Origin of the sequence: Streptomyces sp. BI87, from assembly GCF_025957665.1 — a bacterium.
GTDB lineage: Bacteria > Actinomycetota > Actinomycetes > Streptomycetales > Streptomycetaceae > Streptomyces > Streptomyces albidoflavus.
The window spans coordinates 6,462,822-6,485,507 of record NZ_CP110079.1 but is presented as its reverse complement, the minus strand read 5'-3'; the positions used below and the strand labels follow the sequence as shown (position 1 = coordinate 6,485,507).

27 protein-coding genes and 1 pseudogene are annotated in these 22,686 nt (G+C 74.3%); 13 read left to right on the top strand and 15 right to left on the bottom strand.

The window, feature by feature from the left end:
• The first annotated feature begins 83 nt into the window (after nucleotides 1-83).
• Nucleotides 84-671 (top strand): signal peptidase I, encoded by a 588-nt coding sequence (gene lepB, locus OIM89_RS29160; protein WP_030699009.1) that lies wholly within the window; start codon nucleotides 84-86, stop codon nucleotides 669-671.
• Nucleotides 672-681: 10 nt separating this feature from the next.
• Here lepB and OIM89_RS29155 read toward each other — a convergent pair whose 3' ends face one another.
• Nucleotides 682-1,266, bottom strand: coding sequence for a TetR/AcrR family transcriptional regulator (locus OIM89_RS29155; protein WP_030699008.1), 585 nt, complete (start codon nucleotides 1,264-1,266; stop codon nucleotides 682-684).
• 270 nt (nucleotides 1,267-1,536) lie between these two features.
• Here OIM89_RS29155 and OIM89_RS29150 point away from each other — a divergent pair, with 270 nt between their 5' ends.
• From OIM89_RS29150 to OIM89_RS29125, 6 genes are all read left to right on the top strand, one after another.
• Nucleotides 1,537-2,217 (top strand): DUF6230 family protein, encoded by a 681-nt coding sequence (locus OIM89_RS29150; protein ID WP_047467487.1) that lies wholly within the window; start codon nucleotides 1,537-1,539, stop codon nucleotides 2,215-2,217.
• Nucleotides 2,218-2,268: 51 nt separating this feature from the next.
• Entirely contained in the window at nucleotides 2,269-2,736 is a 468-nt protein-coding gene (locus tag OIM89_RS29145) for a DUF6114 domain-containing protein (RefSeq protein WP_151170292.1), read from the top strand.
• A gap of 70 nt (nucleotides 2,737-2,806) precedes the next feature.
• Nucleotides 2,807-3,589: a DUF6230 family protein gene (locus tag OIM89_RS29140; RefSeq protein WP_195731378.1), complete on the top strand. Its 783-nt coding sequence runs from the start codon at nucleotides 2,807-2,809 to the stop codon at nucleotides 3,587-3,589.
• The gene (locus OIM89_RS29135; protein ID WP_030699004.1) at nucleotides 3,583-4,095 is read left to right on the top strand and encodes a DUF6114 domain-containing protein; all 513 of its coding nucleotides are present in this window, start codon (nucleotides 3,583-3,585) and stop codon (nucleotides 4,093-4,095) included. Before OIM89_RS29140 ends, OIM89_RS29135 begins: the two co-directional genes overlap by 7 nt.
• The gene (locus tag OIM89_RS29130; RefSeq protein ID WP_030699003.1) at nucleotides 4,092-4,721 is read left to right on the top strand and encodes a hypothetical protein; all 630 of its coding nucleotides are present in this window, start codon (nucleotides 4,092-4,094) and stop codon (nucleotides 4,719-4,721) included. The genes OIM89_RS29135 and OIM89_RS29130 overlap by 4 nt, the downstream gene beginning before the upstream one ends.
• The gene (locus OIM89_RS29125; protein WP_217466273.1) at nucleotides 4,718-5,404 is read left to right on the top strand and encodes a DUF6230 family protein; all 687 of its coding nucleotides are present in this window, start codon (nucleotides 4,718-4,720) and stop codon (nucleotides 5,402-5,404) included. Before OIM89_RS29130 ends, OIM89_RS29125 begins: the two co-directional genes overlap by 4 nt.
• Nucleotides 5,405-5,413: 9 nt before the next feature.
• Here the strand turns inward: OIM89_RS29125 and OIM89_RS29120 are convergent, their stop codons facing one another.
• Nucleotides 5,414-5,605, bottom strand: a complete 192-nt coding sequence (locus OIM89_RS29120) for a hypothetical protein (protein ID WP_047467494.1) — start codon at nucleotides 5,603-5,605, stop codon at nucleotides 5,414-5,416.
• Between the two features lie 286 nt (nucleotides 5,606-5,891).
• On the opposite strand from OIM89_RS29120, the gene OIM89_RS29115 reads away from it, so the two are divergent.
• Together OIM89_RS29115 and OIM89_RS29110 are read left to right on the top strand one after the other, a co-directional pair.
• On the top strand, nucleotides 5,892-6,287 hold the full coding sequence (locus OIM89_RS29115) for an SRPBCC family protein (RefSeq protein ID WP_030699000.1): 396 nt from the start codon (nucleotides 5,892-5,894) through the stop codon (nucleotides 6,285-6,287).
• 12 nt (nucleotides 6,288-6,299) lie between these two features.
• Nucleotides 6,300-6,702: pseudogene (locus OIM89_RS29110) on the top strand (site-specific integrase); the annotation flags it as partial.
• Here OIM89_RS29110 and OIM89_RS29105 read toward each other — a convergent pair.
• A complete protein-coding gene (locus tag OIM89_RS29105) occupies nucleotides 6,686-7,153 on the bottom strand; it encodes a pyridoxamine 5'-phosphate oxidase family protein (protein WP_226964909.1) in 468 nt (155 codons plus the stop codon). The pseudogene OIM89_RS29110 and the gene OIM89_RS29105 overlap by 17 nt on opposite strands.
• A 358-nt stretch (nucleotides 7,154-7,511) precedes the next feature.
• Here OIM89_RS29105 and OIM89_RS29100 point away from each other — a divergent pair, with 358 nt between their 5' ends.
• The 4 genes from OIM89_RS29100 to OIM89_RS29085 all read left to right on the top strand — a co-directional run bounded on the left by OIM89_RS29100 (nucleotide 7,512) and on the right by OIM89_RS29085 (nucleotide 10,581).
• Nucleotides 7,512-7,976, top strand: a complete 465-nt coding sequence (locus OIM89_RS29100) for a DinB family protein (RefSeq protein WP_226964910.1) — start codon at nucleotides 7,512-7,514, stop codon at nucleotides 7,974-7,976.
• Nucleotides 7,977-8,045: 69 nt separating this feature from the next.
• Nucleotides 8,046-8,984 carry an aminoglycoside phosphotransferase family protein gene (locus tag OIM89_RS29095; RefSeq protein ID WP_226964911.1) on the top strand — a complete coding sequence of 313 codons (939 nt, stop codon included), beginning with the start codon at nucleotides 8,046-8,048 and terminating at the stop codon, nucleotides 8,982-8,984.
• A gap of 93 nt (nucleotides 8,985-9,077) precedes the next feature.
• Complete coding sequence (locus OIM89_RS29090; protein ID WP_226964912.1) at nucleotides 9,078-9,467, top strand: FG-GAP-like repeat-containing protein; 390 nt, start codon at nucleotides 9,078-9,080, stop codon at nucleotides 9,465-9,467.
• 40 nt (nucleotides 9,468-9,507) lie between these two features.
• On the top strand, nucleotides 9,508-10,581 hold the full coding sequence (locus OIM89_RS29085; protein WP_226964913.1) for a VCBS repeat-containing protein: 1,074 nt from the start codon (nucleotides 9,508-9,510) through the stop codon (nucleotides 10,579-10,581).
• A gap of 51 nt (nucleotides 10,582-10,632) precedes the next feature.
• Here OIM89_RS29085 and OIM89_RS29080 read toward each other — a convergent pair whose 3' ends face one another.
• The 12 genes from OIM89_RS29080 to OIM89_RS29025 form a co-directional block, all read right to left on the bottom strand.
• A complete protein-coding gene (locus OIM89_RS29080) occupies nucleotides 10,633-10,827 on the bottom strand; it encodes a hypothetical protein (RefSeq protein ID WP_023420815.1) in 195 nt (64 codons plus the stop codon).
• Between the two features lie 120 nt (nucleotides 10,828-10,947).
• Nucleotides 10,948-11,661: an ABC transporter ATP-binding protein gene (locus OIM89_RS29075; protein WP_151170286.1), complete on the bottom strand. Its 714-nt coding sequence runs from the start codon at nucleotides 11,659-11,661 to the stop codon at nucleotides 10,948-10,950.
• Entirely contained in the window at nucleotides 11,654-12,655 is a 1,002-nt protein-coding gene (locus OIM89_RS29070) for an ABC transporter ATP-binding protein (RefSeq protein ID WP_226964914.1), read from the bottom strand. The genes OIM89_RS29075 and OIM89_RS29070 overlap by 8 nt, the downstream gene beginning before the upstream one ends.
• Entirely contained in the window at nucleotides 12,652-13,521 is an 870-nt protein-coding gene (locus OIM89_RS29065; RefSeq protein ID WP_030698994.1) for an ABC transporter permease, read from the bottom strand. Before OIM89_RS29065 ends, OIM89_RS29070 begins: the two co-directional genes overlap by 4 nt.
• Entirely contained in the window at nucleotides 13,514-14,479 is a 966-nt protein-coding gene (locus tag OIM89_RS29060) for an ABC transporter permease (protein ID WP_030698993.1), read from the bottom strand. Before OIM89_RS29060 ends, OIM89_RS29065 begins: the two co-directional genes overlap by 8 nt.
• A 32-nt stretch (nucleotides 14,480-14,511) precedes the next feature.
• On the bottom strand, nucleotides 14,512-16,119 hold the full coding sequence (locus OIM89_RS29055; protein WP_175457376.1) for an ABC transporter substrate-binding protein: 1,608 nt from the start codon (nucleotides 16,117-16,119) through the stop codon (nucleotides 14,512-14,514).
• Between the two features lie 158 nt (nucleotides 16,120-16,277).
• Nucleotides 16,278-17,399, bottom strand: coding sequence for an acyl-CoA dehydrogenase family protein (locus tag OIM89_RS29050; RefSeq protein WP_226964915.1), 1,122 nt, complete (start codon nucleotides 17,397-17,399; stop codon nucleotides 16,278-16,280).
• The gene (locus OIM89_RS29045) at nucleotides 17,396-18,580 is read right to left on the bottom strand and encodes an acyl-CoA dehydrogenase family protein (protein WP_030698990.1); all 1,185 of its coding nucleotides are present in this window, start codon (nucleotides 18,578-18,580) and stop codon (nucleotides 17,396-17,398) included. Before OIM89_RS29045 ends, OIM89_RS29050 begins: the two co-directional genes overlap by 4 nt.
• Nucleotides 18,577-19,545, bottom strand: coding sequence for an NADPH:quinone oxidoreductase family protein (locus OIM89_RS29040; protein ID WP_264491738.1), 969 nt, complete (start codon nucleotides 19,543-19,545; stop codon nucleotides 18,577-18,579). Before OIM89_RS29040 ends, OIM89_RS29045 begins: the two co-directional genes overlap by 4 nt.
• Nucleotides 19,546-19,709: 164 nt before the next feature.
• Nucleotides 19,710-20,345 (bottom strand): helix-turn-helix domain-containing protein, encoded by a 636-nt coding sequence (locus OIM89_RS29035; RefSeq protein ID WP_037665549.1) that lies wholly within the window; start codon nucleotides 20,343-20,345, stop codon nucleotides 19,710-19,712.
• A gap of 67 nt (nucleotides 20,346-20,412) precedes the next feature.
• Nucleotides 20,413-21,144, bottom strand: coding sequence for a PIG-L deacetylase family protein (locus tag OIM89_RS29030; RefSeq protein ID WP_030698987.1), 732 nt, complete (start codon nucleotides 21,142-21,144; stop codon nucleotides 20,413-20,415).
• 138 nt (nucleotides 21,145-21,282) lie between these two features.
• On the bottom strand, nucleotides 21,283-22,596 hold the full coding sequence (locus OIM89_RS29025; protein ID WP_175457379.1) for an alpha/beta fold hydrolase: 1,314 nt from the start codon (nucleotides 22,594-22,596) through the stop codon (nucleotides 21,283-21,285).
• Nucleotides 22,597-22,686 lie beyond the last annotated feature (90 nt).

Here is a 22,686-nt window from a genome sequence, read left to right as displayed (position 1 = left end):
GGCAGGGGCGAAGGGGCGGGCCGGTGACGACGGGTGACCTTGCGGAACCGGCGGAACCCGCGGGTGGCGGCCGGGGACGGCGCGTGGCGGGGATCGTGGTGGCGGTGCTGGGCGGGCTCGTGGTGCTGGCGCTCGCCGCGACGGCGGTGCTGAGTGTGCGGATCGACGGCGACAGCATGGAGCCGACCCTGCACGACGGCGAACGGGTGCTGCCGCTGCCGGTGCGGTCGGGCGAGGTCGGCCGCTTCGACGTGGTCCTGATGCGGACCCCGGGACGGGACGTCCTGCTGGTCAAGCGGGTGGTGGCGCTCCCCGGCGACCAGGTGCGGATCGCGCCCGGGCCCCAGCAGGGCCACCAGCGGGTCCTGGTGCGGCGGGCGGGCGCCGAACGGTGGTACGAGTTCACGGTGCCGGGCGCGGCCGACGCCGGTCTGGTGACCCCGTGCTGCGCCGCCGACGGCAGGCGCTCGACGGTCCCGGCCGCGCGGACGGTGCCGAAGGGGAAGTTCTTCTTCCTCGGTGACCACGCCGACCGCTCGGACGACGCGCGGACCTACGGCTGGGCCGACCTGGACGCCGTCTCCGGCCGGGTGTGGATGCGGACGTGGCCGCTCTCGTCGGCGGGTCCTGTCGACGCCGGGGTGCGGCTGCGCCCCTCGCGCGAGGTGTGAGCGCGCCAGGTCAGCTGGTGGGTCCGGCGATCCGGGCGACGCATTCGGCGATGCGGCGGGCCGACTCCTGCGGGGTGGTGTCGGCCTGCATGACGTGGCTGGCGGTGAGGCGGACGGCCGCCTCGACGGCCAGGCCGCGGGAGGCGGGGTCGATCCCGGGCCAGGTCTCGGCGACGTAGGCGTCGGCGGCGCCCTCGGCGGTGACGAAGGCCGCCTCGGAGCTGGTGGTGAGGTAGCGCAGCAGGCCGCTGTCGATGCCGCCGGTGAGCATGGCGCGGACCAGTGGGTTGCGGGCGGCCAGGGTGAGGGTGAACTCCACGGCCTCGGCGACCGCCGCGCGCAGGTCGTCGCGGTGCTGGTCGAGGCGCTGTTCGATGCCGAGCATGCACCGCTCCACCTCGCGCTGGAACAGCGCCTCGCCCACGGCGTCCTTGGAGCCGAGTTCGTTGTAGACGGTCTGCCGGCTGACACCGACGGCGACGGCGAGCTGCGACATCCGCAGCCGCTCGAACCCCTTCTCTGCGACCAGTTCGTACGCGGCGTCCAGCAGCCGCTCGCGCAGCAGGGACCGCACCGTCTCCCGAAACCTCACCATCAGCCGATCCTACGACTCCTGCCGGCGCGCGGCGGCATCCCCCAACTACCGGGCGCACTAAGGCTGTTCGCGATCAAGGCGAGGGCGTCGGCCGCCGGAACCATCCCGTGCAACGGTATTGACACCTACTGACAAGGTGTCCAATTCTCAGACACGTAGCGCACGAATGTCATGTGCCGTGCACACCGGGGCGCGCCGGGCCTTTCCGCGCCTGCCCCGCCACGGCCACAGCCCGGTCCGCGCGGAGCGCGGCTGACGGACGGAGAGCACATGCGAGACGCATCCGGAGGCGTCACCCGCTGGCGCAGATCGGTGGTCCTGGCCGCGCCGGCGGGCCTGGCGGTGGCGGGGATGGCCGCGGCGATGCTCCAGGGCGCGCTGGCGGCCAACCTCTCCCTGACCAACGTCCCGTTCACACTGTCCTCGAAGACGGTCGCCGCGCCGGGCGGGATCGCGGCCGCGCTGACCACGGTGGACACCGGCAAGAACACCACCGCGACGTCCGTGGGCATCCCGAAGGCCGGACTCGACGGCATCTGCGTGCACGCCGCGCAGAAGATCGGGCTGCCGGTCGTCGGCGACCTCGGCACCTGGTCGCTGAACATCTCCTCACCGGAGGCGAAAACGCCGCTCACCACCGGCGATCTGGCCTCCGGCAAGGGGCTCCAGGCCAACAAGCTGGTGCTCGACGCACAGGCGGTGAAGGCCGCCCAGGCGAAGCTGAACGCCTCCGAGTCCAGTCCCAACGTCATCGGCGCGGCGGCCGACAGCCCCACCATGCGCGGGGCCGGCATCAAGGACGGCGTCCCCGGCCAGTTCGGCCTGGACGCCACCGGCGGCCTCACCGACATCCGGCACCTGCACGCCGACGCCAACGGCGCGACGCTCTCCGGAACCATCACCCTGCCCGACCTCACCATCGGCCTGGCGCACGGCGACAAGAGCTGCTGAGCCGCACGCCGCCACCCTCCGCATCCCGGCTCAGGCACTGCGAGGTCATCCATGACACCCGAAACCCCGGCCACCGCGAAGTCGCCCGGCCCGGCCGCCCGCGCCCGTACCACCTTCCGCACCTGGCGACGGTCACGGCCGTTCTGGGGTGCGCTGTGGACGGGGCTCGGCGGCTTCGTCATCCTCTTCCTCCCGCTGGCTCCGCTCGGCCGCATCCTCCAGGTGGGGATCGGCGGGGTGGCGGGGATGGCGGCGGGCGCGCTGCTGATGGCGATGGCCCTGCTGATCCTGCTGATGCCGGGGCAGCGGTACGCGGCGGGGATCGTGGCCGTCGTCGTCGGCGTGGCCTCGTTCCCGCTGACCAATCTCGGCGGGCTGGTGATCGGCATGGTCCTCGCCGTACTGGGCGGGTCGATGGCCTTCGGCTGGCTGCCGGAACGTCCCGAACGCAGGGCGGGACGCCACCTGTTCGCCCGTCGGCGGGAGCCCGGCGGCCGGTCGGCCGAGCCCGCCGCCTGACGGCACCTCTCCCCTCCCCCTCCGGGTGACCGCTCCCGGGCGGACACCCGCGACCGACTGGAGCCTCACCATGAAACTCAGCGACCCCTGGCGCTCCACCGCCTCCCGTCTCGGCCGTCTGCGTACGGCGGGGGCGCGGCAGGCCGCCGCCTGGAACGAGCGGATGCTGGCCGAGGACGCGGACGAGACCCGGCGCGGTACCCGCTGGGGCCGCAGCACGCTGGCCGCCCTCCCCGCGGTGGTCGCCATCGGCGCGCTCGGCAGCGCGCTGGCGGGCGGGGCGCTCGCCGCCGGGTTCAACGTCACCCACCAGCCGTTCACCCTGACCTCCAACGGCGTGGCCGGCGACGGGTTCGGGCTGATCGTCAACACGCCGGCGCTCGGCGGCCCCGACGGGAAGACCCGCACGGACACCGGGATGACGCGGGTCGGCTTCTCCGAGGCGCGGCTGGCGGGGCTGTGCGGCGTGGTCCACCAGAGCTTCGCGGGGCTGCCGTACAGCCTGCTGCTGACGGCGGGCCAGGAGGTGAAGGGCGGCTCGGACGGCGGTTTCACGCCCGACATCGCGGCGAAGAACCTGTACCTCCAGGCGACGGGGCTCAAGTCGCTCGGCACGACCCGGCTGGAGAACACCGTCATCGGCCAGTCCGCCGACCAGGTCGAGGTGGCGGGCGAGCCGCTGGCCGGGGCGCAGCCGGGCGGCTTCGGGCTGGGTTCGGCGGGTGGCGAGGGCGGGGCCTCCATCTCGCTGCGGGGCCTCGACGCCAGGGCGCACGCGGCGGAGATCGCCGGGTCGATGGAGCTGCCCGGGCTGAATCTGCGCGTCGTCCCGGGACCGGCGAGGTCGTGCTGAGCCGGGCGGTGGCGGACGGGGCCGCCACGGAGCGCGTACGGACGGAGGACGGCGGGGCGGGGTCCGCGGCCCGGGGTGCCCGGGTTCTGGCCGGGCTGGGGCGGGGGCGGGCCTGGTTCCGGTCGTTCCGGCGGACCCGGCCGTTCTGGGGCGGGGTGTGGCTGGTGGCGGGCGGGTGGACGGTGCTGAAGTTCTCCCTGGCGCCGATGCGGCTGGTGGTGAGCACCGGGTTCGACGGGATCGCCGGGTACCTGCTGGGCGGCGGGATGATCCTGAGCGGCCTGGTCCCGCTGGCCGCGCCGCAGCAGCGGTACACCTTCGGCATCATCGGGGCGGTCCTCGCGGTGGTCTCGCTGGTCGCCTCCAACCTGGGCGGGTTCCTGCTCGGAATGGTGCTGGGGGTGCTGGGCGGTTCGATGATGGTCGGCTGGGGGCCCAAGCGCCCCGCCCGCCGGGAACGCCGTACCGCCGCCCGTTCCGGTTCCGGTTCCGGGGAGGCGGCGTGAGGCGCCCGCGCCTGAAACGGGCGCTGTGGGTGGTGACGGTGCTGACCGTGGTGGCCGGGTCGGCGGTGGGCCCGGGCCGGGTGGCCGAGGCGGCCGGGTCGCTGTGGCGGGCGGAGCCGGCGCCGCCCGGCAGTGACGCGCCGTTCCTCCCCTCGCCGCAGCCGCTGCGCGTCACGATCGACGAGATGGTGGCCAGGTCGATGCGGGTGAAGAACGACGTGACGATCCGGCTCGCCGACGGCACCACCCGGGTGACGACCCGTTACACCTTCAGCCAGCTGGTGGTGAAGGACCACATGAAGGTGGTCCACCCCGGCAGCGACGGCGGGCCCGAGGTCACCATCGACGTGCCCGACCGGGGGGCGCTCGGCGGCTACGACGGGCTGTTCCAGCCGCAGGAGACGGTGATGTGGGGCGACATCCACCAGGTCTGCCTCAATGTCGTCATCCGCATCTGCGGCGTGCAAGGCCTGCTGAACGCCTTCGGTTCGGTGATCCCGCTGACCGCCGGAGCCTCGGACTTCGACGGGACGATCTACGCCATCCGCGCCACCGGCAACCGCCCTGGCCTCGGCAGCACCAACAACCCGGTGCACCTGCCCGGTTCGATCTCGGTGGCACCGTGAGCGGCCGGCCGGAGCGGCGCGAGGGACGGACCCACTGGCGCCGGACACCGCTGCTGACCGTCCCCGCGGCGGCCGCCGCCGGGGCGCTGCTGTGGCAGCTGGGGACGGGGGCGCTGGCGGTGGACTTCCGCGCTCAGGAGAAGCCGCTCCAGCTGACGACGAGCAGCCTGTACGGGACGGCCTACGCGGCGGCCACCGTGGACCAGCCGGTGACCCGGGCGGACGGGCCGGCGGGGAGCGTGCCGGTGCTGCGGATGGGGTTCCGGGAGGGCCGGGTGAACGGGCTCTGCCTGAGCCGGCAGCAGGAGGTGCTGGGGGTGCCGTACTCGATCGTGCTGGAGCTGGGGGACGACGACCCGGCGACGTGGGAGGTGCGGACCGGGGAGACCGTCATCGACCTGGTCTCGGCGGACGGGGTGCTCGACCTGGACGGTGTGGTCGACATCAATGTGAACGGGTCGGCGGCGGGGGCGGACGGGAAGGGCCCCTCGGGCGGTCTCGGCAGCGGGCCGGACCGGTTCGGGCTGCGGGCCGACTACGCCAAGTTCCACTCCATCGACGCCCTGACCCAGGACATCCAGATCCCGGGCTTCCTCACCACGCCGGGCCTGGCGATCCGGGTCGAGCCGGGCACGGTGCGCTGCCCGGAGGCGAGTCCGCCGCGCGGGACGCCGGTGGGGTGACCGGTCTGCTCAGGCGGCGTGCCGCCGGGCCGGCGCGGCCTCGGCGGGAGCGGCCTGAGCCGGTTCGTCCACCGGATCGGGGACCAGCCTCAGATGCCGTACCCGGCGCCGGGGCGGGCCGAGCATCAGCTCCTCGTACCAGCCGAGCGCGAGCAGGGCGCCGAGCAGGACGAGCGGCAGCAGAACGGCGACGAGGGCCACGGTGACTCCCTGGCGGTGTGGGGAGGGGGTACGGGGGCGGGTATCCCGAGGCCGAGGTTTCGAACGCGACGGCGGGTGAAGAAGGCGTGCCGGTCCGGTCACAGAGACGTTTCCCGGCCCGTCGGAAGAGGTCGGCGCGGGTGCTCCCCCCCCCGTACGCGGACCCCGGGTGAGACGCCCTCCGATGGCCGGGTCCGGCCGGGCGTGCTGTCCTCGGGGGCAAGGGCCGGAACCGCACCGTAGGAGCCGGCCATGGCAGAGAGGGAACGGGCGTGAGGCGGACACCATGGCGACCCGCACCGTGACTCGTGCGGGCCCCGCCGCGCCGGAGACCGTGTGGGAGAGGTACGCCCGGCCCGCCCTCTGGTCGCGCTGGGCCCCGCACATCAGGCGGGTGGAGACGGAGGCCGGCCGGATCGCGCCGGGGGTGTGCGGGCGGGTCTTCTCGTACGCCGGGGTACGGGTCCGGTTCACCGTGGAGCAGGTGGACGAGGAGCAGCGGAGGTGGACGTGGCGCGTCGGGCTGGGGCCGCTGGCGCTCCGGCTCTGCCACGAGGTGACGGCCGCGCCCGGGGGCGGCAGCGGCACCCGGCTGACCGTCTCGGGTCCGCTGCCCGTCGTGGTGCTGTACCGGCCGGTGGCGGCGTGGGCGCTCGGGCGGCTGGTGGCCGAGGGGCGCTGAACGGTCCGGGCCCCGGCCTGGACGAAGCGGCTGGCGGTGCCGGACTCCGAGCCCACGGCCCGCCCGAAGACGGCTGTCGTCGACCGGCTGATCGCCCATCGCGAGGTGCGCCTCCGGGAGAAGGCCCTGTGGCGGATGCGCGACGAGACCTCGGGCCGGGCGGAGGAGGTCCCAGGCGCGAACATCGGGGACCTGGACGTCGCCCGGACGCCACGGCCCGGTCAGGGCGAAGGGCGCCCGGCCCAAGGCCCTCCGCCGCGGGCAGGCTCGGTGAGGACTACGTGGTCGAGACCGTGTACGGGGATGCCGGTACCGCCCGGCCCCTGCCCCGCCTGCTGAAGGGCCGCACCCGCGGACGGGTGTCGTCTCCCACCGCCGGCCTGGTCCCGGCAAGATCGTCAGCCCACGCGACGTCTGACGACCTCGCGGTTCCAGTCGAAGGCGTCGTCGTCGTAGAAATTCTTCAGGTAGGCGAGGAGTTCCTGCCAGTCGGCCGTGGTCCGGGCGTTCTCGGGGTTCAGCTCCTCCACCGTGCCGTGGGTGAACACGCCGAGGTCCTCGCCGCGCATGTGCGCGACGCTGGCGGCCGGGCGGGCCGCGAGATGACGGGCCTTGGCGGCGTTGCGCGCCGTGCCGAAGTGCCACCGGCCGTGCAGGAAGTGACCGTCGGCGCCGCTGATCCGCGGTTCGCCCTTCGCGGTCACCGTGGAGAGGGCGAGCGTGCACATGCCGGTGAGGACCCCGGTGAGCTGTGGCGCCGTGATGGTGCGGCCCTCGACGATCGAGCGGAGGTGTGCGGTCGAGCCGGAGAGGGAGGAGTCGAGGAGGGACTGGAGCTGGTCGAGTTCTTCCGGGGTTTCGCGCATACGTCCATCGTCGGCCGTAAACCCGACACCCTCTGTCGCCGTTGATGAAGCAGCGGCGAGGTTGCTCCGCGCGGGTTGCGTCCGGTGCTGCCGTTGGTTGGTCCTGCTGCCAGGCCGCACGACGCGGTGTTCCCTGGTAGTGATCGAGCAGCCATGACGTGCCGCCGTGAGCCGCAGCGCATCGCGGTCTACTCGTCGAGCCGGAACGCTTCGGCGAACGGTGCCGTCCGCCAGCCCTGCCGAGGCCCGCGCGTCACGGGACCTCACGGGATGTCGCGCACCGCACCCTTGGCACCGGCCGCCTCCCCTGGCAGCGTGGGCGCATGACGGATGCCGATGTCCTGGCCGTGACGGGTCCGTGGCGGGTGGCGAACGCGAGGTGCTGGAGACCTTCCTCGAATTCCAGCGGGGTGTCGTGCGGCGCAAGGCCGCCGGGCTGACGGATGAGCAGGCACGGCAGCGCCACGTGCCCTCGTCGACCACGGTGGCCGGGCTGCTGAAACACCTGGCGCTGGTCGAGCACAACTGGTTCGTGCGCATCCTCGGGCAGCGGCCCTCGGCCCTGCCCGAGCCTGAGGTCTCGTTCGCGGTCGGCGAGGAGGAGACGGTCGCCGGACTGGTCGCCGCGTACGAGGCGGCCTGCGCCCGGTCGCGGGAGAGCGCGGCCGGGTACCCGCTCGGCCATGTGGTGCCGCACGAGGAGCTCGGCCAGGTGTCGCTGCGCTGGATTCTCACCCACATGATCGAGGAGACCGCCCGGCACGCCGGGCACGCGGACATCCTCCGGGAACTCACCGACGGCACGACCGGGACCCTCGGCTGAGCCCGAACCGGGCCCGGGGTCGGTGCAGTTCATCCTCCCCCCAGCCCTGCGACGCTCTATCATGACCGCATGATCCCCCTTCCTCCCGAGTTCGTCCGGACCACCGTGGCCCGCGAGAGCGACGCCGGGTCCGCGTGGCTCGCCGGGCTGCCGGGGATCGTGGCGGGACTGCTGGAGCGGTGGGAGTGCGTGCCCGAGGGTGAGGTGCTGCACGGCGGAGTCGGCCTGGTGGTCCCGGTGCGCAGGGCGGCGGGTGGTGCGCCCGGCGTGATCAAGGTGTCGTTCCCCCACCCGGGCAACGTCCACGAACCGGACGCCTTCGCCGTCTGGGGAGGACACGGAGCGGTGCTGCTGCACGAGCGGGACGACGCGCGGTACGCGATGCTGCTGGAGCGCGCCGGAGCGTCGAGCCTCGCCGAGGTCGCCGACGGGGACGAGGTGGCGAGGGTCGCGGGGCTGCTGAGCCGTCGGCTGGCCGTTCCGGCCCCGCCCGGCCTGCCCGGGCTGTGGGAGCACGCCGCCGGCTGGGAGGCGCAGCTGCTCAAGGACGCGGCCGAGGTGCCGCACGCGCTCCCCGGCCACACCCTGGACGCCGCCCTGGCGACGGTGCGCGAGGCGGCACGGTACCGGCAGGCCACCATGGTCCACGGGGACCTGCATCCCCGGAACATCCTGCGCGCCGACCGCGAACCCTGGCTGACCGTCGACCCGAAGGGCCTGGCGGGCGACCCGGCGTACGACGGCGGCACCCTGCTCAAGACACGCACGCCGGCGCTGCTCTCCTCGGCCGCCCCTCTCAAGGACGCCCACCGCGCCCTCGCGGTCTTCGCGGAGGCCGCCGGGCTCGATCGCGACCGGGTGGCGCGCTGGGCTCAACTCCTGCTCGTGCAGGCGCTGTTCTGGGGGCGTCGCCACGGCTTCAGGAGGGCGAGGGGCGGTCCGGAGCGGGACCGGCTGACGGGGTTCGCGGAGTGGCTCGCGGAGCGGCTGGGGAAGCGTACGGGGTAGCCGGGAGCCCGGCGGCCTACAACTCGGCGTCGGTCTCGCGCGTCACATGATCATCCACACCACTCCGTCCCGTTCCTCGCCCGTGAGCTCCTGTTGCTCAGATCCACCGCGGCCACGGCCGTGCTCACCGCGCTCGCGGCCGCCACACTGGTCCCCGTCGCTCCGGCCTCGGCGGCTGTCGGCGCCCCGTACAAGGGCGCCAACACCGCGACCGTCCAGGACGACTTCGACGGTGACGGGTATCGCGACGTCGCGATCGGTGCGCCGTGGGCGCCTTACGGCACGGTGGAGGGGGCGGGGGCGGTCGTCGTCCTCCACGGTTCGGCCTCCTCGGTCGGCCCAGCCCGGTACACCTATGTCACCCAGGCGACGGCGGGAGTTCCCGGGACTCCGGAGGCGCACGACGGGTTCGGGCAGAGCGTCACCTCCGCCGACCTGGACCGGGACGGGTACGCGGACCTGATCGTGGGGGACCCCGCGTGAGGACGCGGCGGGATTCGCGTCGCGGGGCACGGTCTCCGTGGTGTGGGGCGGCCCCGGCGGGCTGTCCGGCGGGGCGAGCATCGCGCCGCCGCCGGGGTACGGCGAGGGCAGGGAGTACTGCCATTTCGGGCGGGAGGTGGCCTCGGGCGACATGGACGGGGACGGCGCGCCCGAACTGGCGGTGGCCTCGCTCTGTGAGGCGGCCGCGTACACGGGGCCCTTCACCCGGGACGGCAAGCCGGTCTCGCGGTACCTGGAGGGGCGCCTCGGGGGCGTGCGGGGTGTGGCCATGGGTGACGTGGACCGTGACGGCCGGGCGGAGCGCTTCTGGCTCCTGGGGTCGACCCGGGACGACTACCGCGGGCCGGTGCGGCTCGACAACGGGCCCCCCGTCCCGGGCAAGCCACTCGCCAACGAGCCCGTGCGGCTGCCGCTGGCCGACGGTCACCGCGGCCGGGTCGGCGATGTGAACGGCGACGGCTTCGGTGACCTGGTCACGGGCATCGCGGAGGACCCCTCGGTGGCGGGATCGCCCGACGCGGCACACCTCGGCGGGGAGATCCAGGTGCTGTACGGCGGCCCTGACGGCATCACCGCCGACCAGCGGCCCACCGTGATCCACCAGGACTCCCCCGGCGTCCCCGGTGCGGCCGAGCGCGGTGACCTGTTCGGCGCCTCACTCAGCCTCGGCGACGCCGACGGGGACGGCATCGCCGACGTGCTCGTGGGCGTGCCCGGCGAGGCGATCGGGAAGCTGGAGTGGGCGGGGGCGGCGGTCCTCCTGCGCGGCGCCAAGAGCGGTCTGAGCGGGGCGGGTTCGGTGGCGTACAACCAGAGCACCACCGGGATCCCGGGGGCGGCCGAGAAGGACGACGCGTTCGGCTCCACCGTGCACCTGGCCGACCTGACCAAGGACGGAAGGGCGGAAGCACTGGTGGGTGTCCCAGCGGAGAACAGTGACGGGTGCGTCTGGAGCGCGCGGGGCTCCGCCGCCGGACCGGTCACCGCCGGCTCCGTCAACCTCTGCGGCAAGAGCTTCGGGATCACCGGCCGCGGCGACCACCCGAAGGCCCACTTCGGTGCCGCGCTGCCGGGTGCCCACCGCAGCGTGTGACCCACTCCCCCGGCCGCGGCGTCCAGGCATCGTGGCCGGGGGCCACCTGCCCTATCTGCCCACGCCGTTGATCATGTTGGCGGTGGAGACCAGGGTGTGGTGGATGGTCGGGGCGGCGGAGGTTCCGGCGAGGAGGAAGCCGAGGAGGACGCAGATGATCGCGTGCGAGGTCTTCAGTCCGCCGCTGCGGATGAAGATCACCGCCAGGATCAGGAGCAGCAGCGCCACGGAAACGGAAATCGCCATCGGAAGTCTCCTCACCGCCACGCCGACTCCGTGGCTGTCGGCGGCCAGTGTGGCGCGCGGTGAGCGGCGGGCGGGTGAACGGCATGGCCGCCGTCCGGGTGACTGACGATCCGTGACGGGTCAGCGCACCGAGGGTGACCGTTGGGCCGGGGGCTCGGCGGCGGTCAAGTCGGTCCGGTGGGAGCCGAGTTCGGACCAGTCGACGGTGCGGTCGCACCAGCGGTCGAGCAGCACCCGGTCGTGTCCGACGGCGAGCAGCGCGGCGCCGGTCTCACGGCGGTACTCCTCGACGACGCCGACCAGCGCGGCGGTGGTGGAGGCGTCGAGCATCGCGGTCATCTCGTCGCAGACGAGGTAGCGCGGGCGGAGGATCAACGCGCGGGCGAGGCAGGCGCGTTGGAGCTGGCCGTCGCTGACCTCGTGGGGGCGGCGACCGAGCAGGTCGCCTCCGAGGCCCACCCTGTCGGCCGTCTCGGCTGCCTTGTCGGCGGCGCCCTCCGGGCGGCCGGTGGCGCGCAGGGGTTCGGCGATGAGGTCGACGAGGCGCAGGCGGGGGTCGGCGGACTGGCGGGGCTGCTGGAAGACGACGCCGAAGGCGGTGCGCTGGGCGCGTGGGGCGCGGTGGCGGTAACCCCGGGCGGGTGCGCCGTCGATGACGACGCGGCCGGAGTCGGGCCGGTGGAGCAGGGCGGCGACGCGGGCGAGGGTGGACTTGCCGCAGCCGCTGGGGCCGAGGAGGCCGACGGCCTCGCCGGGGGCGAGGGTGAGGGTGACGTCGCGGACGACGGGGGCGCGGCGGTCGTATCCGGCGGTGAGGGAGAGGAGTTCAAGCACGGGGGGCCTCCGCGGCCTGGGGCGGGTGGACGAGGTCGGCGGGGGCCGTGTGGGGGTGGTGGCAGGCGAGTCCGCCGGTGAGGGGCGGCTGCGCCGAGCAGGCGGTGTCGGCGTGGGCGCAGCGGGCGGCGAAGGCGCATCCTTCGGGCAGTGCGGCGAGTTCGGGCGGCCGGCCGGGGACGGGGCGGAAGGCGCGTTCGGGGAGGGCGTCGAGGAGGCCGCGCGCGTAGGGGTGGCGGGGGCCGGGGGTGCCGAAGAAGGCAGCCGCGTCGGCGATCTCGACGAGGCGTCCGGCGTACATGACGGCGACCCGGTCGGCGATGCGGGCGGCGGCCGCCAGGTCGTGGGTGATCATCAGCAGGGCGCGGGTGGAGCCGGTGTGGCGGCGGAGTTCGTCGACGGTGCGCTCGACCAGGTCGCGGTCGAGGCCGGTGGTGGGTTCGTCGGCGAGGAGCAGCGGGGCGTCGCCGACGAGGGCCAGCGCGGTGGCGGCGCGCTGGGCGAGACCGCCGGAGAGTTCGTGGGGGTGCCGGTCGAGGTGGCCCGCGGGGAAGGAGACGCGGGCGGCAGCGGCCTCGGTGGCGGTGCGCAGGGCGTCGCGGCCGCGGGTGCCGGTGAGGCGGCGGACGGTCTCGGTGAGGTGGGCGCGGACGGTGCGCACCGGGGTGAGGTGGGCGGCGGGGCTCTGCGGGACGAGGCCGACGCGGCGGCCGCGTACGGTGCGGGCGAGGGTGGCCTCGTCGGCGGCGATCAGGTCGGTGGCGGGGTCGTCGCCGGCCCCGGCGAGCAGGGCGGACCCGGTGGTCTCGGCGTTGCCGGGGAGCAGGCCGAGGAGGGCGGAGGCGAGGACGGACTTGCCGCAGCCGCTCTCCCCGACGAGGGCGAGGCACTCCCCCGCGGCGAGGTCGAAGGAGACGTCGGTGACGGCACGGACGGGGGCGCTCTCGCGCATCCGGAACCGCACGGTGAGGCCGCGTACGGACAGGACGGTCACAGCATCAGCTCCGATCGGCGCCGGGGGTTGAGCCGTTCGCGCCAGGCTCCGGCGAGCCCGGCGATGGCGAGGGTCGGCACGATGATGAACAGGCCCGGGAAGAGGGTGGGCCACCAGTCGCCGGCCAGCAGGGTGCCGCGGGCGCTCTGCACGAGGGTGCCGAGGCTGGCCTGATGGGTGGGCAGGCCCAGGCCCAGGAAGGAGAGGGCCGATTCGTGCCAGATGGCGTGCGGGATCATCAGGACGGCGGCGAGTCCGGCCTGCGGGAGGACGCCGGGGATCAGGTGGCGGCGGGCGAGCCGGAGGCGGGAGGCGCCGCCGGAGACGGCGGCGTCGATGTAGGGGCGGGCGCGCAGGGAGAGGATCTCGGCGCGGACGATGCGGGCGGTGGAGACCCAGTGGGTGAGGCCGACGGAGACGACGACGGGCCACACGCCGGGGCGGAAGAGGGCGACGATGAAGATGCCGAGGAGGAGGTGGGGGACGGAGGAGAAGGCGTCGACGCAGCGCATGACGAGCCGGTCGGTCCAGCCGCCGAGGGCTCCGGCGGCCGCGCCGACGGCGGTGCCGAGGACGGTGGCGACGAGGGCGGCGACGACGCCGACGAGGAGGGAGACTCGCAGGCCGTAGACGCAGCGCAGGAGCAGGTCGCGGCCGACGTCGTCGGTGCCGAAGGGGTGGTCGAGGGAGGGCGGGAGGAGTTTCGCGCCGAGGTCGACGGCCTGTTCGTCGAGTCCGACGATGGGTGGGACGAGGAGGACGGCGAGGACGAAGCCCGCGACGAGGGTGGCGCTGATCCGCAGTTTCCAGGTGCGGGCGGTGCGGGCGACGCGGCCGGGGGCGGTGGGCAGGGCGAGGTCAGCCATCGAAGCCCACTCTCGGGTCGGCGAGGCCGTACAGCAGGTCGGCGACGAGGTTGCCGAGCAGGACGGCGGCGGTGGCGAGGACGGTGGTGGCGGCGAGCAGCGGGAAGTCGACGGCGGTGGCGGCCTGCACGGTGGCGGCGGCGATGCCCGGCCAGCTGAAGACGGTCTCCACCAGCAGGGCGCCGGTGATGAGTTCGGGGACGCGCGAGCCGATGAGGGTGAGGACGGGGAGCAGTCCGGAGCGCAGGGCGTGGCCGAGGAGCACGGTGCGTTCGGCCAGGCCCCGGGCGCGGGCACCGCGTACCGGGTCCTCGTCGAGGGCGTCGCCGACGCCCTGGCGGACGTAGAGGGCGAACCACGGGAGCTGGGAGGCGGCGAGGACGGCGGCGGGGAGGATCACGTGGGTGGTGAGCTGTCCGGCGGTGACGGTGGTGCTGCCGGTGTCGGTGAGGCCGCCGGCCGGGAGCCAGCCGAGCTGGAGGGCGAAGAGCCAGACGGCGAGCAGGCCGAGCCAGAAGGTGGGCGCAGCCTCCAGGGTGTACGCGAGGGAGGTGACGGCCCGGTCGACGAGGGAGCCCCGGCGGCGCGCGGCGAGGACGCCGAGGGTGGTGCCGACGAGCACCGCGGTGACGAAGGCGAGGGCGGCCAGCAGGACCGACCAGCCGATGCGTTCGGCGATGACGTCGGCGACGGGCTGGCGCATCACGGCGGAGTGGCCGAGGTCGCCGGTGAGCGCGCCGGTGATCCACTCCCACCAGCGGACGGCGAGCGGCTGGTCGACGCCGAGGTTGGCGCGGAGCTGGTCGAGGTTCTCCTGCGAGGCGGTGAGGCCGGCGGTCCCGGCGTACGCCTTGACGGGATCGAACGGGGAGGCGTCGGCGACGGCGAAGACGGCGAAGGTGACGGCCAGCAGGACGGGGACGGCGAAGAGCAGCCGCCGCCCCGTCATGCGCGCCATGGGTATCCAGGGCAGGCCGGGCCGGGCCTTGTTCACTTGGCGGGCTTCCAGTCCTCGACGTTCCACCAGGGGCCGGAGGCGAGGCCGTGGTCGTGGGGTTCGACCTGGGTGGTGAGGGTGCCGAAGCGCTTGTCCACGACGTAGACGTGGTCGATGTGGGTGAGGAAGGTGTAGCCGGGGTTCTTCACCAGTTCGCGCTGGACGGTGTCGTAGGCGGCCTGGCGCTCGGCGTGCTGCCCGCTGCGGCGGCCCTTCTCCAGGGCCTTGTCGACGGCCGGGTTGTCGTAGTGCGCCATGTTGTTGAAGCCGTCCCCGGCGAGGGAGGACTTCAGCAGGGTGTACTGGTCGAAGTCGGGGTCGGCCGGGGAGCCGCCGCCGGCGAGGACGGCGTCCTCGGGCATCCGGGGCTGGATGACCTCCCAGGTGCCGGCCTGGACCTTGACCTCGACGCCGAGCTTCTTGGCGTCGGAGGCGTAGGCGAGGGCGTGGTCCTGGCGGAGCTTGTCGCCGGAGAGGTACCAGAGCGGGAAGGCGGCGCGGACACCGTTCTTGGCGCGGACGCCGTCCTTGCCCTTCTTCCAGCCGGCCTCGTCGAGGAGTTCGGCGGCGGCCTTCAGGTCGTGGGCGCGTTCGGTGCCCCCGGTGAACCAGGGGCTGTCGGTGGGGACGGGCCCGTAGGCGGGCTTGCCGGCGCCGTCGAGGATGGAGTCGACCATCGCCTTCCGGTCGACGGCGAGGTCGAGGGCGCGGCGGATGTCGGTGTCGCCGGTGACCTTGTTGCCGGTGGGCAGGGTGACGACGCGGTAGTCGAAGCTCTTGGCGGCGTAGGTGGCGGTGGTCTCGTCCTTGAACGCCTTGGCGAGGTTGGGCGGGAGGATGGCGCCGTCGAGGTCGCCGGAGCGCAGCCGGGTGGCGCGCACGTCGTCGTCCTTGATGATGGCCATGGTGAAGTTCTTGATCTTCGGCGCGCCGCCCCAGTAGTCGGGGTTGGCCTTGAAGGTGAGCTTCTCGCCCTTGGACCAGCTGACCAGTTCGTAGGGGCCGGTGCCGATCGGCTCGGTGGTGAAGTCGCCGGTGTTGACGTCCTGTTCGCCGGCTATGTGGGCGGGGGCGATGGGCAGGACGGTGCGCTCGGCGAAGGGCGCGTAGGGGTACTTGAGGTGGAAGACGACGGTGTGGTCGCCCTTGGCCTCGACGCTCTTGACGGCGTCGAGTTCGGTGCGGCTGGCGTTGTTGGTCTTCGGGTCGAGGATCGTCTCGTAGGTGAAGACCACGTCGCGGGCGGTGAAGGGCTTGCCGTCGGTGAAGGTGACACCCTCGCGGAGCTGGAAGGTGTAGGTGCGGCCGTCCTCGGAGATCTCGGGGAGGGCGGTGGCGAGGGCGGGCTTGAGGTCGAGCTTCTCGTCGTGGGTGAGGAGCCCGTCGAAGATCTTGGAGTTGCCGTCCTTGCCGTAGCCGAGGAGGGGGCTGAGGCTGTCCGGTTCGTAGGCGATGCCGACGACGGCGGTGTCGGTGGCGGAGCCCTTGGCGTCGGTGCCGCCGCCGGGGGCGGAGCAGGAGGTGGCGGCGACGGTGAGGGCCGCGGTCGCCGCGAGGGTTCCGGCCAGACGTACGGGTCGGCGGTCGGTCCTGCTCGTCATGCGCATTCCACCCCAGGTCGTGGACCCTTTTGAAGATCCTCGGTTATTGCGTCCGATGCGCAATTATGCATGAGTGGCACGAGGACCGAAACGCCCGGCCCACCTGGGGTTTTCGGTGGGCCGGGCGGTACGCCGGGAGGCAGGGCGGGTGGGCCGGGTCAGGGGGCGGGCAGCTCCGCGAGGCGGGCGACCTCCTCGCCGTGGCGCCCGGCGCCGCCGAAGGCGACGGAGTCGCCCTTGGCGCGCTTGAGGTAGAGGTGGACCGGGTGTTCCCAGGTCATGCCGATCCCGCCGTGGAGCTGCAACGCCTCCTCGGCGGCGCGGACGGCGACCGGCGAGGCGTACACCTGGGCGACGGCGACGGCGAGTTGGGCCTCGGCGGGGCCGCCCTCGCCGGTGGCGAGGAGGTCGGCGGCGGCGGTCGCGGCGGGGCGGATGCCCGCGACGTCCAGCCAGAGCTGGGCGAGGCGGTGCTTGAGCGCCTGGAACGAACCGAGCGGCCGGTTGAACTGGTGGCGGTCCTTCAGATGCCGGACGGTCTCGGTCAGGCACCATTCGGCGAGGCCCAGCTGCTCGCTCGCCAGCAGTCCGGCGCCGGAGAGCAGCCCGGCCCGTACGGCGGGGGCGGCGTCGGCGGCCGGGGCGAGCAGGGTGCCCCGGGCGCCGTCCAGCTGTACGGCGGCGAGGGGGCGGGTCAGGTCGAGGGCGGTGAGCGGGGTGACCGCGACACCCGGCGCGCCAACCGGGACGGCGTACAGGCCCGAGTCGGCGGCGACCAGCAGCACATCGGCCCCGGCGGCGTCGGCGACCGAGCGGACGGTGCCGTGGAGGGCGCCGCCGTCGGTGGTGATCTCGGGCATCGGGTCGCCCGGGGCGGTGGTGAGCGGGACGGCGAGGACGGCGACGGTCGTCCCGGCGGCCACCTCCGTGAGCAGGGCGGAGACCTCGGCGGTGCGCTCCGGGAGGGCGAGCAGCGTGGCCGGGGTGACGACGGCACCGGTCAGGTAGGGCACGGGTGCCACCGCGCGGCCCACCTCCTCCACCACGACGGCGGCTTCCCGGTGGCCCGCGCCCTGGCCGCCGTCGGCCTCGGGGACGAGCAGCCCGGCCAGGCCCATGGAGCCGGTGAGGGTCTTCCACAGCTCGCGGTCGTACGGGGCTCCGCTCTCGGCGCGGGCCAGCACCCGGTCGGCGGCCGAGTGGGTGGTGAGCAGGGAGCGGACGGCGGCCCGCAGGTCGTCCTCGGTCTCGGTGGCGAGCAGGGAGGGGGTGGCGCTCATCGGGCGAGGTCCTTCCAGGCGACGTCCTTGTCGGTACGCGGTTCGGTGGGCAGCCCGAGGACGCGTTCGGCGACGATGTTCAGCAGCACCTCACTGGTCCCGCCCTCGATGCTGTTGCCCTTGGAACGCAGGTAGCGGTAGCCGGGGCCGCGACCGGTGAAGTTGACCAGTTCGGGGCGGCGCATCGTCCAGTCGTCGTACAACAGGCCCTCTTCGCCGAGGAGTTCCACCTCCAGGCCGCTGATCTGCTGGTTGAGGCGGGCGAAGGAGAGCTTGAGGCCGCTGCCCTCGGGGCCCGGCTGGCCCACGGCGAGCTGCTGGCGCAGGCGTTCGCCGGTGAGGCGGGCCACCTCGGCCTCCACCCAGAGCGTGATCAGCCGCTGGTGCAGGGCGTGGGTGCGCCGTTCCGGGCGCTCGCGCCAGGTGCGGGCGAGCGGCGCGATCATACCGCTCTCGCGTCCGCCGGTGCTGCCGCCGATGGAGACGCGCTCGTTCATCAGCGTGGTGCGGGCGACCTGCCAGCCCTCGCCCACCTCGCCGAGGCGGTGGGAGTCGGGGATGCGGACGCCGGTCAGGAAGACCTCGTTGAACTCGGCCTCGCCGGTGATCTGGCGCAGCGGCCGCACCTCGACGCCGGGGTCGGTCATGTCGCAGAGGAAGTAGGTGATGCCCCGGTGCTTGGGCTGCGCGGGGTCGGTGCGGGCGATGAGGATGGCCCAGCGGGCGAGGTGGGCGCTGGAGGTCCACACCTTCTGGCCGGTCACGGTCCACACGCCGTCGTCACCGAGGACCGCGCGGGTGGAGAGCGCGGCGAGGTCGGAGCCGGCGCCCGGTTCGCTGAAGAGCTGGCACCAGACCTCCTCGCCGAGCCAGAGCGGCCGCAGGAAGCGCCGCTTCTGCTCCTCGGTGCCGTAGGCCAGGATGGTCGGCGCGGCCATGCCCAGGCCGATGCCGATCCGCCGGGGGTCGTTGTCCGGGGCGCCGGCGGCGGCCAGTTCGGCGTCGACCACCGACTGGAGGCTGCGGGCTGCGCCGAGGCCGCCGAGCCCCTCCGGGTAGTGGACCCAGGCCAGTCCCGCGTCGAAGCGGGCGGCGAGGAAGTCGGCCCGGGAGGTGGTGGCCGGCGGGTGCTCGGCGAGCAGGGCGCGGGTACGGGCGCGGAGGTCGTCGGCGTCGGTCATGCGGCCGCTCCTTCCGGGAGGACGACGAGGCGTCCGGTGGTGGTGCCGCCGGCGACGCGCTGGACGGCGTCGGCGGCCCCGGCCAGCGGGACGCGGTCGCTGACCAGGGGCTTGACGGCGCCCTTGGCGGCGAGTTCGGTGAGGGCGGCGTGGCAGGCGCCGATGGAGGCGGGGTCCTTGACCGCGTACAGGCCCCAGTGGAGGCCGAGGATCGAGTAGTTCTTCACCAGGGCGTGGTTGAGGGCGGGGGCGGGGATGGTGCCGCTGGCGAAGCCGACGACGATGATCCGCCCCTCGAAGGCGACGCACTTGGCGGACTTGGTGTAGGCGTCGCCGCCCACCGGGTCGTAGACGACGTCGGCGCCCTTGCCGCCGGTGGCCTCCTTGACGGCGGCGACGAGGTCGGTCTCGCGGCGGTCGATGACCAGGTCGCAGCCGAGTTCCTCCGCGACGCGCACCTTGTCGGGGCCGCCGACCACACCGATGACACGGGCGCCCGCGGCCTTGCCGAGCTGGACGGCGGCGCTGCCGACACCGCCCGCGGCGGCGTGCACCAGGAGCGTCTCCCCTGCCTGGAGGTGCGCCCGGCGGTGCAGGCCGAACCAGCCGGTCTGGTAGCCGATGTGCAGGGCGGCCACCTCGGCGTCGTCGAGGGCGTCGGGGGCGGGCAGCAGCCGGGCCTCGTCGGCGAGGGCGTACTCGGCGAAGCCGCCGTGCGGCAGGGCGGTGGTGGCGAGCACCCGGCGCCCGTCCTCGGTCTCGCCGCAGATCTCCACGCCCGGGGTGAACGGGAGCGGCGGGCGGACCTGGTACTGGCCCCGGCAGAGCAGGGCGTCGGGGAAGTTGACGTCGGCGGCCCGGACCTTGAGGCGGACCTGCCCGGGGCCCGGCTCGGGGCGGGCGGTGTCGGCCAGGGCCATCACCTCGCGGGGCTCACCGTTCCGGTGCACTTGCCATGCCTGCATTGCGGGCCTCCACTGCGGTACGTGTCGCGGGCTTCTGGGTCCGGCACGAGCCTCGCGCCCCGGGCGGGCGGCGCGGTCGGCGCACACCGGACTCCCGCCGCATACTAAGCGGTCGCTTGGCCCAGGGGAACCGTTCTCGCCCACCGATCACCGGCGGGTGCCCCTCATCGCGCGGACTTGGGCCGCGCCCGTACGTGCATGCGCTCCCCCTGCGGGCCGAAGAGGCTGAGCACCTCGGCCGGGTGGTCGCCGATGGCGCCGAACCAGTGCGGCAGACGGGTGTCGAACTCGGCGGCCTCGCCCTCCCCCAGCTCGAAGTCGTGCTCGCCGAGGAGCAGCCGGAGCCGGCCGGAGAGCACGTACAGCCACTCGTACCCCTCGTGGGTGCGCTGTTCCTCGACGGGGTCGCACGCCTCCCCCGGGCGCAGCACCCACTTGAACGCCTGGAGGCCGCCGGGGCGGCGGCTGAGCGGGATGACGGTGCGGTTGCCCTGTTCGATGGGTTCCAGGCGGACCCTCGGGTCACCCGCCGGGGGCGCGCCGACCAGGCGGTCGAGGGGGACGTCGTGGGCGGCGGCGATGGGCAGCAGCAGCTCCAGGCTGGGGCGGCGGTTGCCGGACTCCAGGCGGGAGAGGGTGCTGACGGAGATGCCGGTGGCGGCGGAGAGCCCGGCGAGGGTGGCGCCGCGTTCCTTGCGCAAGGCGCGCAGGCGCGGGCCGACGCCGGCGAGGACGGTGTCGGTGTCGGCCGGGGGCGGGGCGGGCTCGGGCAGGGCGGGGCGGTGTGCGCGGGGGCTCATGGAGCCATGGTGCCGCATCGGCAAGGGGGCGTGCCGGTACGGCAAGCGGGCACGGGCCGCCCGGGGCTCAGCAGGGGAAGAGTTCGAAGGTGACGGCGGGCCTGCCGCCGAAGCGGTCGGCGGCCTGCCGGACGCCCTCGGTGAGGAGGTTGCGGCAGTACTGCTCGGGGTCCTCCTCGGTGAGTGCCTCGACGTAGGTGCGGTGGGCGAGCAGGGACCGGATGCCACGTTCGAGGCCGGGTTCCGCGTCCACGGCGTGGGTGGGCCGGTCGCTGCCGAAGACGCCGACCCAGCGGACCCCGTCCCACGGGACCAGGCCCTCGGCGCCCAGTTCGGGGAAGATCCACCGGTTGCCCGCGTCGGCGGCGGCGTCCAGCGCGGCGCGGCCGACGGCGACGTGGTCGGGGGTGTTGCGGTAGGTGCCGCCCCAGGTGTCGCGGTGGTTGAGGGTGATGACCAGTTCGGGGCGGTGGCGGCGGATCGCGGCGGCGATGTCGCGGCGCAGCGCGGGCCCGTACTCGATCACGCCGTCGCGGTGGTCGAGGAACTCCACGGAGCCCACCCCCACCACCTCGGCCGAGGCGCGCTGCTCGGCCTCGCGCAGCGGGCCGCTGATGGCGGGTTCGAGGCTGTCGATCCCGGCCTCGCCACGCGTCGCCAGGACGTAGGCGACCTCGCGGCCGCCGTCGGTCCAGTGGGCGACGGCGGCCGCGCAGCCGTACTCCAGGTCGTCGGGGTGGGCGACGACCGCGAGGGCGCGCTGCCAGTCCTCGGGCATCGGGGCGAGCTGTTCGGCCATGGGGCCAGCCTAGGGGGCATCTGACGAATCCCGCACGGCGCCCACGGCGCCCGGCACGCACTCTCGACACACCGGGCGAAAGCCCCAGTACGTCCAGTACGAGAGCTTCCTCCCGGCGCGCCCCGTCGGCGCCCGGACTCAGGCCCGGTCGCGGGCGAGGGCGAGGAGGCGGTCCAGGACGCGGGGGCCGCCGGCGCGGACGCCGTCGTGCTCGAACTCGTTGGTGACCCAGGGGCGCAGGCCGCGGATGGCGGCGGCGGTGCGCAGCGAGTCGGCGGTGTCGACGTACATGTCGTCGTGGTAGACGGCGGCCGCGGCGGGCACCTCGTTGGCGGCGAGCCGCTCCGGGTCGTAGAGCGGGGTCCAGTCGGTGCGGGCGGCGAGGAGGCCGGCGGTCTCGCGCAGCGGGCGCAGGGCGGGGTCGGCGGTGAACTGCCAGGGGTGGATGGTCTCGCCGGTGAAGAGGACCGGCTCGTCCCCGGCGAGGGCGCGGGCCGCGTCGAAGCGGGGGAACTCGCCGCGCACCCGCTCGGCCGACCAGGCGGTGGGCCGCTGGTCCTGGGCGTAGATGGCCTCGTGGAGGAGGGCGTAGAGGGGGTTGGCGGCGTAGGAGAGGTGGGCGCGGACCTGTTCCTGGAAGGCGTCGGAGAGGGCGTGGCCGCCGGGGACGCGGACGAAGGCGTCCTCCAGGAGGAAGTGGAGCTGGTGGCTGCCGTCGCCGGAGCCGAGCAGGATGCCGAGCGACTGGAAGGCCTCGGCGGTCAGCAGGTAGCCGCCGGGGAGTTCCACCGGCTGCTCCAGCAGGTGGGCGGCGATGCGGCGGGCGCGCTCCACGTCCTGCGGGTAGCGGGCGTAGTGCGCCTCGTTCTTGCGGGTGACGCGGGGATAGGCGGCGCGGTAGACGTCGTCGGCGTGGGCGTCGAGGGAGGGGAGGCCGCCGGTGAACAGGGCGGTGGCGACGCCTTCGGGGGCGGTGGAGAGGTAGGTGGTGGTGCAGAAGCCGCCGAAGCTCTGGCCGAGGACGGTCCAGGGGGCGCCGCCGGTGAGGCCGGGGCGGATCGCCTCGCAGTCACGGACGATGGAGTCGGCGCGGAAGCGGGCGAGGTAGTCGGCCTGCTCCTCGGGGCCGCCGCGCAGCGGGAGGGTCTGGCGGTTGGCCGGGGTGGAGGCGCCGGTGCCGCGCTGGTCGAGGAGGAGGACCCGGTACTCGGTGAGGGCGCGGCCGAGCCAGTGCGGGCGGCCGACGAGGCGGTGGGCGCCGAAGCCCGGGCCGCCCTGGAGGTAGAGGAGCCAGGGCAGCGGCATGCCCTCGCGTTCGGCGGCGACCACCTCGCGGCCGTACAGCTCGATCCGCTCGCCGTCGGGCTCGTCGTGGTCCAGGGGCACGCTGAAGCGGTGGTCGGTGAGGACGACTCCGGGCTGGCGGTAGGTGGCGGTGCGGGTGTCGGTCACGGTCTCTCCCCTGCGGGTGGTGCGGTGGTGCGGGTGGTGCCCCGGGCCCAGTTCAGCACAGGGCCGCCGGGCGCGGCCGGACGGGTGCCA